The organism is Paraburkholderia flava (genome assembly GCF_004359985.1).
In the GTDB taxonomy this organism is placed as follows: Bacteria; Pseudomonadota; Gammaproteobacteria; order Burkholderiales; family Burkholderiaceae; genus Paraburkholderia; species Paraburkholderia flava.
Genome location: NZ_SMRO01000003.1, coordinates 1,197,370 through 1,212,495, shown reverse-complemented (window position 1 = coordinate 1,212,495; position 15,126 = coordinate 1,197,370). Strand labels below are relative to the sequence as shown.

At 64.2% G+C, this 15,126-nt stretch carries 13 protein-coding genes; 6 read left to right on the top strand and 7 right to left on the bottom strand.

Features of this window, described 5'->3' with window-relative positions:
• The 4 genes from E1748_RS28005 to E1748_RS27990 form a co-directional block, all read right to left on the bottom strand.
• A partial coding sequence (locus E1748_RS28005; RefSeq protein ID WP_133650486.1) for a non-ribosomal peptide synthetase occupies positions 1-5,825 on the bottom strand: 5,825 nt, incomplete at its 3' end.
• Between the two features lie 193 nt (positions 5,826-6,018).
• Positions 6,019-7,455 carry a cupin domain-containing protein gene (locus E1748_RS28000; protein ID WP_133650485.1) on the bottom strand — a complete coding sequence of 479 codons (1,437 nt, stop codon included), beginning with the start codon at positions 7,453-7,455 and terminating at the stop codon, positions 6,019-6,021.
• A 211-nt stretch (positions 7,456-7,666) separates the two neighbouring features.
• A complete protein-coding gene (locus tag E1748_RS27995) occupies positions 7,667-8,506 on the bottom strand; it encodes a thioesterase II family protein (protein WP_133650484.1) in 840 nt (279 codons plus the stop codon).
• A 3-nt stretch (positions 8,507-8,509) separates the two neighbouring features.
• Positions 8,510-8,752: an MbtH family protein gene (locus tag E1748_RS27990; RefSeq protein ID WP_133650483.1), complete on the bottom strand. Its 243-nt coding sequence runs from the start codon at positions 8,750-8,752 to the stop codon at positions 8,510-8,512.
• 545 nt (positions 8,753-9,297) lie between these two features.
• Between E1748_RS27990 and E1748_RS27985 the strand changes: the two genes are divergently transcribed.
• Positions 9,298-9,663: an RcnB family protein gene (locus E1748_RS27985; protein WP_133650482.1), complete on the top strand. Its 366-nt coding sequence runs from the start codon at positions 9,298-9,300 to the stop codon at positions 9,661-9,663.
• A 153-nt stretch (positions 9,664-9,816) separates the two neighbouring features.
• On the opposite strand, the gene E1748_RS27980 is transcribed toward E1748_RS27985, so the two are convergent.
• Together E1748_RS27980 and E1748_RS27975 are read right to left on the bottom strand one after the other, a co-directional pair.
• Complete coding sequence (locus E1748_RS27980) at positions 9,817-10,275, bottom strand: hypothetical protein (protein WP_133650481.1); 459 nt, start codon at positions 10,273-10,275, stop codon at positions 9,817-9,819.
• Between the two features lie 22 nt (positions 10,276-10,297).
• Positions 10,298-10,663 carry a hypothetical protein gene (locus E1748_RS27975; RefSeq protein WP_133650480.1) on the bottom strand — a complete coding sequence of 122 codons (366 nt, stop codon included), beginning with the start codon at positions 10,661-10,663 and terminating at the stop codon, positions 10,298-10,300.
• Between the two features lie 425 nt (positions 10,664-11,088).
• Here E1748_RS27975 and E1748_RS27970 point away from each other — a divergent pair, with 425 nt between their 5' ends.
• Complete coding sequence (locus E1748_RS27970; RefSeq protein WP_133650479.1) at positions 11,089-12,282, top strand: acyltransferase family protein; 1,194 nt, start codon at positions 11,089-11,091, stop codon at positions 12,280-12,282.
• Positions 12,283-12,294: 12 nt separating this feature from the next.
• Here E1748_RS27970 and E1748_RS27965 read toward each other — a convergent pair whose 3' ends face one another.
• Complete coding sequence (locus tag E1748_RS27965; protein ID WP_205965305.1) at positions 12,295-13,098, bottom strand: DeoR/GlpR family DNA-binding transcription regulator; 804 nt, start codon at positions 13,096-13,098, stop codon at positions 12,295-12,297.
• 31 nt (positions 13,099-13,129) lie between these two features.
• Between E1748_RS27965 and E1748_RS27960 the strand changes: the two genes are divergently transcribed.
• The 4 genes from E1748_RS27960 (at position 13,130) to E1748_RS27950 (ending at position 15,030) form a co-directional block, all read left to right on the top strand.
• Complete coding sequence (locus tag E1748_RS27960; RefSeq protein WP_133650477.1) at positions 13,130-13,744, top strand: NUDIX hydrolase; 615 nt, start codon at positions 13,130-13,132, stop codon at positions 13,742-13,744.
• Entirely contained in the window at positions 13,741-14,112 is a 372-nt protein-coding gene (locus tag E1748_RS27955; RefSeq protein WP_133650476.1) for a DUF4406 domain-containing protein, read from the top strand. The genes E1748_RS27960 and E1748_RS27955 overlap by 4 nt, the downstream gene beginning before the upstream one ends.
• A gap of 221 nt (positions 14,113-14,333) precedes the next feature.
• Complete coding sequence (locus tag E1748_RS31595) at positions 14,334-14,480, top strand: hypothetical protein (protein WP_166653642.1); 147 nt, start codon at positions 14,334-14,336, stop codon at positions 14,478-14,480.
• Positions 14,481-14,529: 49 nt separating this feature from the next.
• The gene (locus E1748_RS27950) at positions 14,530-15,030 is read left to right on the top strand and encodes a lysozyme inhibitor LprI family protein (RefSeq protein ID WP_133650475.1); all 501 of its coding nucleotides are present in this window, start codon (positions 14,530-14,532) and stop codon (positions 15,028-15,030) included.
• The last annotated feature ends 96 nt before the right edge of the window (positions 15,031-15,126 follow it).

Below are 15,126 nucleotides of genomic sequence, written 5' to 3'. Positions count from 1 at the left end.
CGTTCGGCCGGGTACTCCGGGTCTAGCGGTACGTACGCGCCACCCGCCTTCAGGATCGCCAGCAGGCCCACCACCATCTCCACCGAGCGTTCTACGCCGATGCCGACCCGCACTTCGGGGCCTACGCCCCGCCCGATCAGGAAATGCGCTAGACGGTTCGCACGTGACTCCAGTTCCGCGTACGTCAACACTGCTTCGCCGTACACCAGCGCCACTGCCGATGGATGACGCAGCGCCTCACGGCTGAACAGCTCATGCACACCAGCAAACGGCTCGTAACGCGATGGCGATGCGCTCCATTGCGCAACGTGCGCCTCATCATCGGCACTCGCGAGCAGCGGTGCACGCACCTCCGGCTGCCGCGCGATCTGTTCGAGCACAGCGACATAACTGTCGAGCAGACGCATCGCCGTCGTGCGCTCGAAGATATCGGTCGCATAGTTCAGCGCGATCTTGAGTCCGTCGTTATCGACTGAAACATGCAGCGACACGTCGAACTGCGCAGTCCCCGCACCGCCCGCAAGCATCTCGACCTGAACACCAGGCAACCCGATTTCCGTTTGACCCTGCGCGCTGTAATTGAACATCGCCTGGAACAGCGGCGTGTGGCTGATGCTGCGCTGAGGCTGCAAACGCTCGACGAGCTTCGCGAATGGCGCAAGCACATGGGCGTGCGCGCCGATCATGCGTTCGCGCACTTCGCCGAGCAACGCACTGAACGGCTCGCTGCGTGGCGTCGTCATGCGGATCACCAGCGTGTTCACGAAGAAGCCGATCAGCGCTTCGGTCTCCATCCGGTCGCGGCCCGCAACCGGCACACCGACGCGCACATCGTGCTGTCCGCTGTAGCCTTGCAGCACCGTGCCGAATGCAGCGAGCAGCGTCATGAAACGCGTCGCGCCCTGTTCGCGGGCGCGTTGATCGAGCGCGCGCGCAAGCGTCGCATCGATCGTGAGTCCAACGCTCGCCCCCGCGTCACCGCGCGCCCCCTGACGCACACGGTCGACCGGCAGTGCGAGCAGCGGCTGTTCGCCGCCCAGTTCGCGTTGCCAGTACGCATAGTGCGCGTCGAGCGCGGCGATGTTCGCGTCGGTGCGCTGCCATATCGCGTAATCGGCGTACTGGATCGGCAGCGAAGCAAGCGATGCAGCTTCATCGCCGCACGCTGCACGATACAGCTGCGAAAATTCGCGCAGCAGGATCGCTTGCGACCATGCATCGGAGACGATGTGCGGCATCGCGAAGTGCAATACGGTCTGATCGTCCGCATGATCCAGCAGCGCGACGCGCAGCATCGGACCGTGTTCGAGATCGAACGGTTCGCGCGAGAGCGCGCGCAGACGTGCATCGAGTGCGTCGCGACCGCCGACGGTTTCCTCGCGCCATTCGTAGCGGCCTGCCGCATCGATGACTTGCGACGGCTGTGCATTCTGTTCGACGAAGCGCGTACGCAGACTTCCGTGGCGCGCAACGAGGCCGTCGAGTGCCACGCGCACCGCCTGGCGGTCGAGCGTACCGGTGAGATTCACGGCACCCGTGATCGTATAAGCCGCGCTATCGGGTTCGAGCTTCCACAGGAACCACAGACGTTCCTGTTCATGCGTCAACGGAACGTGAACGCTGTGAGCGCTACGCTCGCTCGGCACGATCGCATCGACGGTTTGTGCGTGCTGCTGCGCAAGTTCGGTGGCGAGATCGGCCAGCACCGGATGCAGGAACAGCGTCTGCAGCGACACATCGTGACCGAGTTCCTGACGGATACGCGACGCGACCCGCATCATCAGCAGCGAGTGGCCGCCGACGTCGAAGAAGTTGTCGCTCATGCTCAGACCGTCGCGGCCGAGCACCGTCTGCCAGATGGCGAGTAGCGACGTTTCGAGCGCAGTGCGCGGCGCGACGTGCGCGCGCACCGCTTCGAACGCGGGCTCAGGCAACGCCGCGCGATCGACCTTGCCGTTCTGCATCACCGGCAGACGTTCGAGCCATACAAGCGCCGACGGCACCATGTACCCCGGCAAACGGCTTTGCAGCACGCGACGCACAACGGCATCGTCGGCATCGCCCACCACGTAGCCGACCAGCCGCTTCGCATCGCCGTCGCCGCGCAGCGCGACCGCAGCCGCCTGCACGCCGGGCGCTTCGCGCAACACCGCTTCGATCTCGCCGAGTTCGATCCGGTAGCCGCGCAGTTTCACCTGCTGATCGAGACGTCCCAGAAAATCGATGCTGCCGTCCGCGCGTCGGCGGCACAGATCGCCGGTGCGATACAGCCGGCTGCCGGCCGGTCCGTGCGGATCCGGAATAAAGCGGTCCGCTGTCAGCGCAGCGCGGTCGAGATAACCGCGCGCAAGCGTATGCCCGCCGATGCACAGTTCGCCGAGCGCGCCGACCGGCGCTTCGTTACCGTCGGCATCGCAGACCTGTACCGAGCGCGACGGATACGCGCCGCCGATCGACACGATCGCCTGTTCCTCGTCCTGTGCGCGCGTCTCGCGGTACATGCACGCGATCGTCGTTTCGGTCGGCCCGTACAGGTTGTCGAGACGGATATGACCGAGCGGTCCGCTGCGCCATTGACGCAACGCGTCGCCGGGCAGTCCTTCACCGCCAACGGTGATCTGCCGCAGCGCGGCGAGCGATTCCGCCGGCGGCGGTTCGCGCAGCCATTGCTGCCAGTACGCGGTCGGAATCCGCGAGAACGTCACCCGTTCGTCGATCAGATGACGGCTCGTCGTTTCCGGGTCCCACAACTGCGGGCCGCGCATCTCGACCTGACCGCCGCACAGCAGCGCGGGCAGCAGTTCGTGCAGTGCGACGTCGAAGTTGATCGTCGACGATTGCAGCACCTTGTCGGTCGCGGCGATCCGGTAGGTCGCGATGAAATCGTCGAGATGCTGCGCGAGCGTGCCGTGATTGATCGCAACACCCTTGGGCCGACCGGTCGACCCCGACGTGTAGATCACGTATGCGAGTTGTTCCGGATGAATCGGGGTGTCGAACGGTGCATCGTCTTCGATGACAGTCGATGATTGCGCGGCCGTGGGCCGTTCGTCTGCAATCGCAATCGCTTCACGGCCTCGCAGCAGTTCGCCGAGCCGTTCGCTGCCGGTCGAATCGACCAGCACGCGCACGATGCCCGCATCATCGAGCATCGCGGCAAGACGTTCGAGCGGGTACGCGGGATCGAGCGGCACGAACGCCGCGCCCGACTTCAGCACGCCGAGCACGCCCGCCGCCAATGCGACCGAGCGCTCGACGCACAGGCCGATGCGCTCGTCGGCACGCACGCCAAGCCCGTTCAACCGGCGCGCGATGCGATTGGTCCAGCGTTCGAGCTCATCGTATGCAATGCGCTCGCCTTCGCAATGAAGCGCCGGCGCGAGCGGATTCGTCGCCGCGCGGCGGCTGAACTGCGCGCCGACGGGTGCAAACGCAGTGCGTCGCACCGCATCTTCGCCGCTGCGATCGCGACTCAGCGCGATCTGCGCGAGCGGGCGGTCGGTTGCAGTATCCACCTGCGCGAGAATCTCGACGTAATGGTCGAGCATCTGCGCGACGATCGCTTCGTCGAACAGATCGGCTGCATAGTTGAACGACAGCCGCAGTTCATCGCCGCGCTCGACGGCGTTCAGTACAAGGTCGAAGCGCGCGGTCGGCACGTCGTTCGCGTACTCGGAGATGCGCAGGCCTGCGACGTCGAGTGTCCTCGGTTCAGCACGCGTGTGGTTGAACATCACCTGGAAAAGCGGCGTCTGACCGACGCTGCGTTCGGGCTGCAACGCGTCGACGAGCTGCGCGAACGGCAGCGCCTCGTGACGATGCGCGTCGAGCACGCGCTCGTGCAATCGCGCGAGCAGCGTGCCGAACGATCCGGCGCCCGCGAGATCCGCGCGGATCACCAGCGTGTTGACGAAGAAGCCGATCACACGCTCGGTCTCGAGCCGGCTGCGGCCCGCAACCGGTACGCCGATGCGCACATCCTTCTGGCCGCTGTAGCGCGCGAGGAGCAGCGCATAGGCGGACAGCAGCAGCGTGAAGGATGTGGTCCGGTGACGCGCGGCGAGTTGCTTCAGCGACTTCGTCCGTGCGGCATCGAACGTGACGCTGACGCGTGCGCCGCGCGCGGCGCGCATACCCGTGCGCTTTCTCGCGACGGGCAATTCAAGGGCCGGCTGCGAGCCGCCCAGTTCTTTCGTCCAGTACGCGAGATGCGGGTCGCCCGCTTCATCGGAGGACCATTCCTTTTGCCACGCTGCGACATCGCCGTACTGGATCTGCGGCCGTTCTGCGTCGAGTGCGGTACCTGAGCACAGCGCCGCATAGGCACGCGTCAGCGCTTCGAGCAGCAACTGTACCGATGTGTGATCCGACACGATGTGATGCATCGCGACGTGCAGCACGCAGCTCGTGCCTGCTGCGTCGCGCAGCAGCGCAACGCGCAGCACGGGGCCATGCACGAGATCGAACGGCGCGAGCGACAGCGCCTGAAGTTGCGCGTCGAGCGATTCGCGTTGTGCAACGTCGATCTCGGTCCAGCCGTAACCCGCATCGCCGACGATCTGCACAGCGATACCGTCGACTTCTTCGAAACGGGTACGCAGGATGTCGTGCTGATTCACTACGTGATCGAGTGCGGCGCGCAGCATGTCGACGTGCAGCTCGCCTTCGAGTCGCAATGCGCCCGACAGGTTGTAGCTCGCGTCTTCCTGATCGAGTTGCCACAGAAACCACAGCCGTTCCTGCGTCGCCGACAGCGGGAAACGTTGCGTGCGGTCATGCATCGCGACGATCGGCAACTGCTCGCCGGACATGCCGCGTTCGCGCAGGCGTGCGCGAAACGTCGCGCGTTTGTCGGACGGCAGGCTTGCGTAGGTGCGGGCGACGGACAGCAGATCGCCTGCGGGTGCAGCAGTCGCTTTAGTCGCTGACGCTGGATTCGAATGTTTGTCGGTCGGCATGTTCGAAGTTCTGGCCTGACCCGCAGGCTCAGGCTCCGGTTCGGCGGTGACCGCCTCGCGTACCGCCGCAACCGGGGCCGCGCTCTTGCGCGCCTGGCGCTTCAAGAACGGACAGCGATCGGCCGCGCGCTCGTTCTCGTCGGACAGGAAATACTGTTTCCATTCGAGATTGCCCGGGTCGCCGTAAAAACCGAGGTCCGGATGCGCGGACACGTCGTCCCATGTTTCGAGGCGTTTGCGCACCTGGTTGCGCGCTTCGCGGCCGATCACCTTGTTCGTGATCGTGTCGACGAACACGCTGCGCGGCTGGAACAGCAGCACCATGCCCGGCCCGAGATTGCGGCTGTGTCGCGTGGTGAACGACGGACACGCGCACACGACGAACATCTGCACGCCCGCGAACGAAAACTCCCAGTCCTCGTGAGACGGTTCGGGTTGCTGATCGGCTTCGGGGTCCGGGTCGACGTTATGCAGTTGCTGCAGCGCATGCCAGAACAGCTCGTGATAGTCGTCGTGCGACAGCGGTGTCGCGTCGGGCTCGAAGAACACCGCGATGTTGTTCTTCCGGTACTGCGGCAGCGATGCGAGTTCGGCGAACGTCTGCATCGTCGCGGGCAGGTTGCGGATGTCCTTGCCGTTGACGAACGCGTAGAACATCTCGCCGCGCTTTTCCGCCATCGTGCCGAAAAAGCATGGGTACTCCGGATGCATCACCTGTTCGCGCAGCGTCGCATACGACGCGTCGAGCCACGCAGGCGGCGACACCGCCGCGCCGGTCGCGCGGCCGTCGATGATGCGGCTTTTCCAGTCTTCGGCCACGAAGCCGTCGAAATTCGTCACGCCGGCATTGCCTGATTCCATCGTCATCTCTCTCGTTTCTGAGCCCACTGTCACGCATGCGCGGCGCGCATGCACAGGACCCCGGCGCGCGGCCGGAGCGTGTCGATACAGCACCTGTGGGGAGAACCGGACGCCTTCTGTCGAGGCGCATCGGACGTTGGCGCAAAGCGCCTCAGGTATTCGTCAGTGATTCACTACGTGTTCGCGGTGTCGCGCTGGATCACGCCGCCGCTGTCGCCGGCTTGTCGAGTTCGGCGACGAGTGCCTGAATCCAGTCGTCCGGAATGATCGGCTGGTGGTACGTGCATTCGCCCGACACCACCGTCGAGCCATGCAGACGTCCGTCGGGAATCAGCACCATGTCGCCCTGGTTCATCTTGTGCTGCATGCCGACGTTGCCCCAGAACAGCATCTCGCCTTCCTGGATCGTGACGAGACGGTGGTCGTTGTGAACGTGCGTCGTCGAGCACATTTCGTGCGGCTCGATGAAGGTCTCGCGATCGATGTCCGGGCATTCGGCGTCGATGCGCGTGCTGATGCGATGCGCGAATTCGACGTAACGACGAATCGACGACAGCCACAGCAGTTGCTCGCCGAGATCCCAGCGACCGCGTTCCGCGAGCCGTTCGCCTGCGACCACGCCCTGCACGCACTGTCCTGCCGCGGCGGCGCCGAAGCGTTCGACGAGAAGCTGTTGCGCGTTGCTGAAACGCCCGATCAGTTCGGCCTTGCGCTCCGCTGCATCGGCGGGACGACGCGACGCGGGCTGCAGATGCGCGCATGCCTTTTCAAGCGCGAGCCCGAACGCGAGCCATTCGGCTTCGGCCGCGAACGCCGCGCCGATCAGACCGAACGCGCGATCCGGCCGACGTGCGAGCGCGTACAGCAGATTGCATTTCGCGGTGCTGGTCGGCAGATAGAACTGCCAGTACGCGTGCTGCCGACGCGTCACGCCGCATGCGGCGGCCACGCGTTCGAGCAGTGCGTCGTCGGGCAGATCGCCGGTCAGCGTCGGGCAATCGTCCGGCGGCAGCATGTCGAAGAAGCCGCTTGCTTCGGCCTGCGCGAGTGCGCGACGCTTCGATACCGCAAGTGCCCAGCGCTGAACCATGATGAAACGCAGACCTTCTTCCAGATAGTCGTTGCGCATCAGACGGCCGAACGTCTCGCCCCAGAACGCCGTTTCATCGTCGACGATCTTCGCGAGACGCGCGCTCACGGTCGCGACGTCTTCGGTCGCGTCGACGTTTTCGGCCAGATAGGCGAACGCATAGCCTTCGAGGAACGGTGCGATCTGCGCGCCAAGCACTTTCGTGTCGTCGCGATAGAAGTCGGCGAAGTGCTGCCATTCGGCGGGATCGCTGCTGCGCGGCAGGCGCGCGACGTCGAGCTCGTAGATCGACAGCAGCGTGCGGCCCGACGCGAGCGCGGGCAGACGGCTCACGTTATGCACACGCACAGGCTTCTGGAACTTCAGGAATTCGAAGTCTTCGGGACGCAGCGGGCGGCGATGGTAGTCGTCATCGAGCAGCAGCTCATCGACGGTCGCGCTGCGGAACGGATGCGCAGCGGAGAACTGCTTGATGAGCGACACGTAGTGTTCGCTCTGGCCGTCGAACGGGCCGAAGGCAAAAAGCGGAGGCAGCGATTGCGTCATGATCGGTCGATCCTTTTTTTCTGGAACTCTGGTGGAGTCCTGACAGACGGGAAGTGGAATGGGAAACGTGCGGCGGTGGGTGAGGTCAGCCGGTCATCGCAACCGGTACGCGACGTTTGTCCGCGAACGGGACGGCCATGCGGCATCGGGACGAGCGACGCACGCATGCCGTTGCGCCCGGGCACGCTTTCGCCGTGCACGTCGGTGCCGGTCAATGCATCCATGCTTCGCCTTTCGACTGAACCGCGGGTGTTACGTGCGCCACACCCGGCCTATGCATCGACGAAGCGAGCGCAGCTGCAAGAGAAGTCGCAACGCACGCGAGGACCGGTTCCGGCGCACCGTCGAGATAGAAATGGCCGCCGTCGAATGCGTGTGTCGTCAGCGCGCCGCGCGTTTCGCGCGACCATGCGGCGACGTCGGCGGCATCGGCTGTCGCGTCGTCGTCGCGCCCGATCAGCGCCGCGATCGGGCAATCGAGCGGCCCGCGCGCGGCCAGCGCCGCGTGCAACGGATGCACTCCGCACAGATGAAAATCCGCGCGCATGAGCGGCATCACGAGATCGAGAAACTCACGGTCGGCGAGCAGCGCGTCCGGCGTGCCGCCGAGTTCTTTCAGCTTGTCGAGCATCGCGTCGTGCGATGCATCGAGCCAGTCCGTCTCGGCGTCACGCTGCGTGGGCGCAGTCACGCCCGATACACCGAACCACACCGGCGAACGGCCGTCGCGCAGACGGATCGCGTGAAGCAGTTCGAGCCCGACGAGCGCACCCATGCTGTGACCGAACACCGCGAACGGACGCGACGTATCGACCCGCGCGCGCAAATCCACGTGAAGCTGCTCGATCAACGCGGGCCATTCGGTGTGAGCGGGCAGCGCGCGACGCGCGCCGTGGCCCGGCAGTTCGAGCGCGTGCACGCGAATCCACGACGGCAACCGCTGCTGCCATTCGCGATACAGCGCGACGTTGCCGCCTGCGTGCGCGAGACAGACCAGCGTGACGGACGCAGCGGACTGCGCCTGCGCTGCCGGACGGACGGCGACAGTCATCGATCAGTCAGCCGCGGAGCCGGAGCGGGCACCCTGCGTGTCGCTCTCGGCCAGCGCCTCGCGCAGGCTGAGCGGACGCATGTCGGTCCACACTTCGTCGATCCACGCGAGGCATTCGTCTTTCTTGCCCGACTTGCCGGCTTCGCGCCAGCCGGCGGGAATCGCCTTGTAATCCGGCCAGATCGAGTACTGCTCTTCGTCATTAATCACGACGTGGAAATTGGTGTTGTCGTCACCCCAGCTCATCTGAATGCTCCGAATTAAAAGTGCGAAACAATAATCATTCCATGCTCAATGGCTGATACGGCCCGCTGGAAATGAGTCGATGCCCAATGACACTCCCGGAATCAGCTAGCACATTGCTGGTCCGCAAATGAGAATCATTGTTGTTTGAGACGCGTAAATTAGAGCGACGTCAACTCTTTGTCAAGGAGTTTGACGAGGGTCGATGACAGGAAAAAGTAACCCGGCGGATTCGGAGAAATGCCCGGAGAGCCGCACCACGCCTCATTTTGCAGGCGATATGCAGATAAGGTATCGAGACGATTCAATGCGCAATGAATGCATTGCGAAAGGCTTTCGCGTTGTCCGGGAAGCGCGCCCCATTTGACACATCATTGACAGATAACGCGACCGCCACACGATCCATGCGATCATGTTCCGGCACTACCGCGAGATCGATCGGAGGTCGATCGCCTCGCGCCGCACTACCAGCCCGGTATCGTCGCGCCGCATGTCTCGCACGAACGGCGCGTCTACCGTCATCGACTCCCTCAACGAGAGACTCGTACATGAAATCAAAAACGATCGCACAGCTGGTCATCGTTTCGCTGCTGGGCACTTCGACGGCCGTATTCGCACAACAGCATCGTCCCGACGACCATGGTCATCCGCCCGCACACGGCGGCCCGCGCGGACACTCGTATCACGACGCGGACATGCATCGCACCGGTGGTCCGGTTCCCCATGAAGACTGGCATCGCGGCGACCGCCTGCCGGCCGAATACCGCGACCGCAACTACGTCGTCGACGACTGGCGCGGCCACAATCTGCAAGCGCCGCCGCGCGGCTATCAGTGGGTCGGTGTGAACGGCGACTACGTGCTCACCGCCATCGCGACGGGTGTCATCGCGAGCGTGCTGCTGTCGGGGCACTGAGGTTCACGCATCGCGCCCGCGATGCGTCGCGCGGACCGTGACGCGGTCCGCGTGCAAGCTGGATGGCTGGCTGCGCGTTACTGTGGTGGATTGCCATGACCACGCGCAGCGCTCTACCCGCCTCTACTGAATTCAACCCGCGCCTGAAAAACTTCAGCGCACCTCCACCATCACTCCTCGCGGCAAATGCGCGCGAAACGCGGCGACGCATGCTTCGCGTTCGTCGTCGATCATTTCGGTCAGGCGGATCTTGATGCGCTTCGGCTTCGCCGTACTGGCAACGTTGTGCTGCCGATAGTCGATCGTCAGCAGCTTCTTGCCGTTCAGTTCGGCGCGCGTCACCTCGCTGTAAAGCACCGCATGCCAGCTCGCGCCGGGCGCGAGCTTCGTTTCGAAGTGATCGGCGCGAAAGGTCACGTAAGCATTGCGCGACTTCCAGACGCCCATCACGATCAGCACGACACCCGCCATGCCGGCCGTGCCGAATCCCAGCGCATCGTTCAGCGCGATGGTCAGCGCGGCCGACAGCAGTATTAACACCGTGCCGGTGATCGTCATCGACGTTGCGCGCCGCGTTGCGCGGCATACCTGCAGGTCCGGTTCTTCGCTCATCGTTTTTCTGTGTCGTGAAAGCTCACGCCGACGGCGGCGTCGCGCCGTTGCGAGGCGCGAGCTTGCGGCGTGCATCGAGATCGGTGCCGAGCGACTTGATCAGATTGCGCGCGCCGATGATTGCGACCAGTCCGATCGGCAGCGTGATCACCGAGCCGACGATCACCATGATCGCGCCAGGCTTTTTCTTCCCCGCGAGAATGACGAAGATTCCAGCGATCGAAAGCAGACAGAAAAACACCAGCAAACACGTGGTGATGTCCACGATCATGCTGCCCGCGACCATTACGCCCAAATCCGGCAGCATTTGCAGCAATTCCTGCAGACTGGAATACGCCTCGTAAGACACAAGCAGGTTGATGACAACACCGACCACAATGACCCACATGGCACGCTCCCTTGGCGTATTTCCGCATGACACTCATACAGCAATTCATGCGCTGGCTGCGCGCGCGCTTGTTGCCCGCTTGTCGCTTGATTCTCGCTCGACCCTACGTGAACGCGCAGGGCAATCTAGCATACCCGTCGGTCCATTCAAAGAACGAACCGGCATCGGTAAGGATCGACCCGGCAATGCCTTTAAAAAGGACGGCGCGCCGTTCGTCCTTAACGAGGAGTCCATCCGGGGCCGCTGTCCATTCGTCGCATCGGCGGGTCGCTCGCCGTGCGCTTCATGCGCTTCGTCGTAAACCGGCCGCTACGCAGCGAAAAGCCGCTACACTCGCCGGACAGGCTTCGTCGTTACCCGTACCGGTAGCTTGCCCGTCAGCACGACGCCACGCAGTCTGTTTTTCTTCGATCGCGAACCACCGCATGAGCAACGAAAGACGCAGTCAGCGGATCGACGTTACCCGCGGCATCGCCATCCTCGTCGTGCTGTTCCATCACTTCAACATCGCCTACCCGCTGCGCGACACGTGGCTCGCGAGCACGTTCGGCTGGGACACGGTACGGGCAATCGCGCGCAACGGCAACTACGGCGTCACCGCGTTCTTCGTCGTGTCCGGCTACCTGATCACATCGAATGCGCTGCGCCGCTGGTCGTCGCTGCGCGACGTCGATGCGCGCGCGTTCTATACGCTGCGTGCCGCGCGCATCCTGCCGTGCCTCGTGCTGCTGCTCGTCGTCGTCAATCTGCTCGCGTTCTCGGGTATCGAGATTTTCCAGAACCGGCCCGAGAATGACGACGTGCTGTCGTTCTGGCTCGTCAACTTCGCATCGCTGACGTTCTGGATGAACGTGCTGATCGCCCATCACGGCTGGTTCAATTACGCGCTCGGCGTGCTGTGGTCGCTGTCGGTCGAAGAGGTGTTTTACGTGTCGTTCCCGCTGCTCGGCGGAATCCTGCGCAGCGAACGCGCGCTGCTCGCGTTCTGGACACTGATCGTCTTCGTCGGGCCGCTGTACCGCTATGCGCATCAGGGCGACGAGGCCGGCTTTCTCTATGCGTATTTCGCGTCGTTCGACGGCATCGCGATCGGCTGCTGCGCTGCATTGCTCGACACGCGGCTCGCGCTGCAACGCGGGCACGCGCTGGTGCTGCGGCTCGTTGCGCTGACCGGCATGATCCCGCTGTACCTGTCTGGGCCGATCGGCGAGACCAACGTATTCGGCGTGACGGCGATGGCGCTCGGTACCGCTGTTCTGATGCTCGGCGCTTTCGACGAAAAACCGCATACAGGTAGCCGTTTTTCGCTCAGCACGATAGTCGGCGCAGTACCCGCATGGTTCGGGCGGCACAGCTACGAGCTGTATCTGTTTCACCTGATCGTGCTCGGCTCGCTGCGCACGATCTATCCGCCGCGTGCAACAACCGGCGACGACAAGCTGCTGCTGATGGCCGCGTTTTTCGTGCTCGCCGCGATCGTCGCTGCGTTGATCGCGCGCTTCTATGCGGAGCCGTTGAACCGCTATATCAGACGCCGGCTGTTGACACGCTCGGCACACGAAGCGACACGATCGAGCGAAACGTCATCGCCGCGCGCTTCCGCTTCGCACGGAAACTGAAGCGCGGCCCGCTCAAGCCCGCACGACCGTCAACCCCGCTTTCGCCAGCGGCCGGATCAACGCCGCAGGCGTCCCCTTCTCGACGATGATCGTCTGTGCGAGCGTGATCTCGCCGATCGCATACGCTGACGCTGCATTGAGCTTGTCCGCCGACGCGAGCACCACCGTTTCCGCCGCACGCGCGGCCAATGCGCGCTTCACGTACGCCTCTTCGAGATCGCCGGTGCTGAGCCCTTCGCGCGGATGCACGCCGGTCACGCCCATGAAGTAGAGATCGGCGCGAATGTGCGCCATGGCCTCGACCGCCGCCGCGCCGACCGTCACCACCGAGTGCTTGAACAGCCGGCCGCCAATCACGATCACGTCGACGGACGGATGCTCGACTAGCGCAACCGCGACGCTCGGACTGTGCGTGACGACCGTCGCGCGCAGATCGTGCGGCAGATGGCGCACCAGTTCCGCCGACGTCGTACCGCCATCGACGATCACCACCTGCCCATCGCGGATCATCCCCGCCGCCGCCTTGCCGATGGCTCGCTTCGCTGCGGATTCGATGCGCTGCCGCTCGCCGAACGGCGCATCCGCCGACGAAGCCGGCAACGCGCCGCCGTGCACGCGCTGCAACCGGCCGTCGGCGGCCAGCTCGCGCAGATCGCGCCGCACCGTGTCTTCCGACACACCGAAGGTTTCGGCGAGCGGTTTCGCGAGCACCTGCCCGTCGCGTTTGAGTGCCTGAAGAATGGCTTTTTTACGTTGGCTGGTCAACATGGGCTTGCACGAATTTTCTTGATTTTGCACGAAATCGCACGATACCATCACAGCTCGAAACTGTCGAATGGAGCCAGCGATGTCGCCTGCCGAATCCCATGTCGTGAACGAACGCGTGCGCATTATCGACACGACGCTGCTGTCCGACGACTGGTACGTGCTGAAGAAAACCACGTTCGATTTCCTGCGCAGCGACGGCACGTGGCAGCGCCAGACGCGCGAGACCTACGATCGCGGCAACGGCGCGACGATCCTGCTGATCGATCGCGCGGCCGGCACAGTCGTGTTGACGCGGCAGTTCCGTCTGCCCGCGTTCGTCAACGGGCACGACGGGATGATGATCGAAGCGGCGGCGGGGTTGCTCGACAACGCGTCGCCGGAGGAACGCATCCGTGCGGAGGCCGAAGAGGAAACGGGTTATCGCGTGCGCGACGTACGCAAGGTGTTCGAGGCGTACATGAGCCCCGGCTCGGTCACGGAGAAGCTGTACTTCTTCATCGGCGAATACGATGCGTCGTCGAAGGTCGGACACGGTGGCGGGCTCGCCGACGAAGGGGAAGACATCGAGGTGATCGAGATGCCGCTGCGCGACGCGTTGCAGGCTGTCGAGCGCGGCGAGATCGTCGATGCGAAGACGATCATGCTTCTGCAGTACGCGGCGCTGCACGGGCTCGATGCGCGAGGTGCCGAATGAGCGCGCTACTGGTGCTGATCGCGGGCCCGTATCGAAGCGGCACGGACGGCGACACCACGCGCATCGCCGCGAACCTGCATCGTCTCGAAGCAGCTGCGCTCGACGTCTACCGCCGCGGCCATCTGCCGATGATCGGCGAATGGGTCGCGCTGCCGTTGTCGGCGGCAGCTGGCTCGACGCATCCCGGCGACGCGATCAGCGAGACGTTTCTCTACCCCGTCGCACACCGGTTGATCCGCCGTTGCGATGCGGTGCTACGCATCGCCGGAGCGTCGCGCGGCGCGGACGCCGACGAACGCATCGCGCGCGAACTCGGCCTGCCCGTTTACCGGTCGATTGAAGAACTGCCGGACCTCTCAGATTCATAAGCGCCCACCGCGCGCCTTACGCGCATCTCGCATTCCCCACCACTTCCTTCCGAACCGAAAGACCGTGTAAGCGCACGCGGACATCGCGCGCTGTTCGTCGCATTCCGGCGCGTTCGCGTCGAGATAATTCGATCCCAACGAGACCCGCGCTTGCCGCCGCACAGGCCCCAGGCACACGGCTCATCCGCGCGACTGCACAACGGGACGAGGGACAACACCACATGCGGCGATCCATCGTCTTTCTGCTGTGCGCGTGCGCGCTGAACCTGCAGGGCTGCGCGACCTCGTGGCAGACGTTTCTCGCGGGCACGCTGATCGGTACCGCGATCGGCGTGAACAGCATCTCCTGCACGACGAGTTGCCGCTAGCCCTTACCTGTTCTTACCTGCGTTTCAGACACTCAACGGAGCGATCAGCATGACGACGAAAACCCTCATCGACACTCTCGCGCAAGCGCGCCGCGCTCGCGCCGGCATCGGCGCCGCGATGCTGCTGACGATGCTCTGCGCGGGCGGTTATTCCGCGCTCGCGCAGGCGGCAAGCTTCCATTGCCCGAAGAATGCGTCGAGTTCGGAAAAGCTCGTGTGCGGTGACCCGGCGCTGTCGTCGCTCGACGACAAGCTGGCCGCCGTCTATCAGCACGCAAAGGATGTGACGCCGGACCGCGATGCGCTCGAAGCGGACCGCATTCACCAGTGGCAATGGCGTCAGCACAACTGCAAGGACAAGGCGTGCGTCGCGAACTGGTACAACCGCCGCATCGGCGAATTGCAGGCGGACGTCGACCAGGGCAAGCAGGCGCAACTGGACGCGCTTAAAGCCGACGTCATGACGCAGAACCTCGACACGTCCGCAAAGGACGCGATCATGAAGCTCAAGGCGGCGGACCTGCTGGCAGACCGCGCGCAAAAGCCTTAGTTTCCTCGCCGGTTTCTCACCGGTTTCCTCGCGTGCGGCGGGTTGCCCGCGCAGCTACTGACGCAATGGCCTGACATACCGAAGCGATGCCGCAGG

Coding starts and splice junctions, on each gene's coding strand:
- E1748_RS27960 (WP_133650477.1), top strand. CDS start 13,130: ATGTCGCCTGCCGAATCCCATGTCGTGAACGAACGCGTGCGCATTATC.
- E1748_RS27995 (WP_133650484.1), bottom strand. CDS start 8,506: ATGACTGTCGCCGTCCGTCCGGCAGCGCAGGCGCAGTCCGCTGCGTCC.
- E1748_RS27990 (WP_133650483.1), bottom strand. CDS start 8,752: ATGAGCTGGGGTGACGACAACACCAATTTCCACGTCGTGATTAATGAC.
- E1748_RS27955 (WP_133650476.1), top strand. CDS start 13,741: ATGAGCGCGCTACTGGTGCTGATCGCGGGCCCGTATCGAAGCGGCACG.
- E1748_RS27970 (WP_133650479.1), top strand. CDS start 11,089: ATGAGCAACGAAAGACGCAGTCAGCGGATCGACGTTACCCGCGGCATC.
- E1748_RS28000 (WP_133650485.1), bottom strand. CDS start 7,455: ATGACGCAATCGCTGCCTCCGCTTTTTGCCTTCGGCCCGTTCGACGGC.
- E1748_RS31595 (WP_166653642.1), top strand. CDS start 14,334: ATGCGGCGATCCATCGTCTTTCTGCTGTGCGCGTGCGCGCTGAACCTG.
- E1748_RS27965 (WP_205965305.1), bottom strand. CDS start 13,098: ATGGTATCGTGCGATTTCGTGCAAAATCAAGAAAATTCGTGCAAGCCC.
- E1748_RS27950 (WP_133650475.1), top strand. CDS start 14,530: ATGACGACGAAAACCCTCATCGACACTCTCGCGCAAGCGCGCCGCGCT.
- E1748_RS27980 (WP_133650481.1), bottom strand. CDS start 10,275: ATGAGCGAAGAACCGGACCTGCAGGTATGCCGCGCAACGCGGCGCGCA.
- E1748_RS27975 (WP_133650480.1), bottom strand. CDS start 10,663: ATGTGGGTCATTGTGGTCGGTGTTGTCATCAACCTGCTTGTGTCTTAC.
- E1748_RS27985 (WP_133650482.1), top strand. CDS start 9,298: ATGAAATCAAAAACGATCGCACAGCTGGTCATCGTTTCGCTGCTGGGC.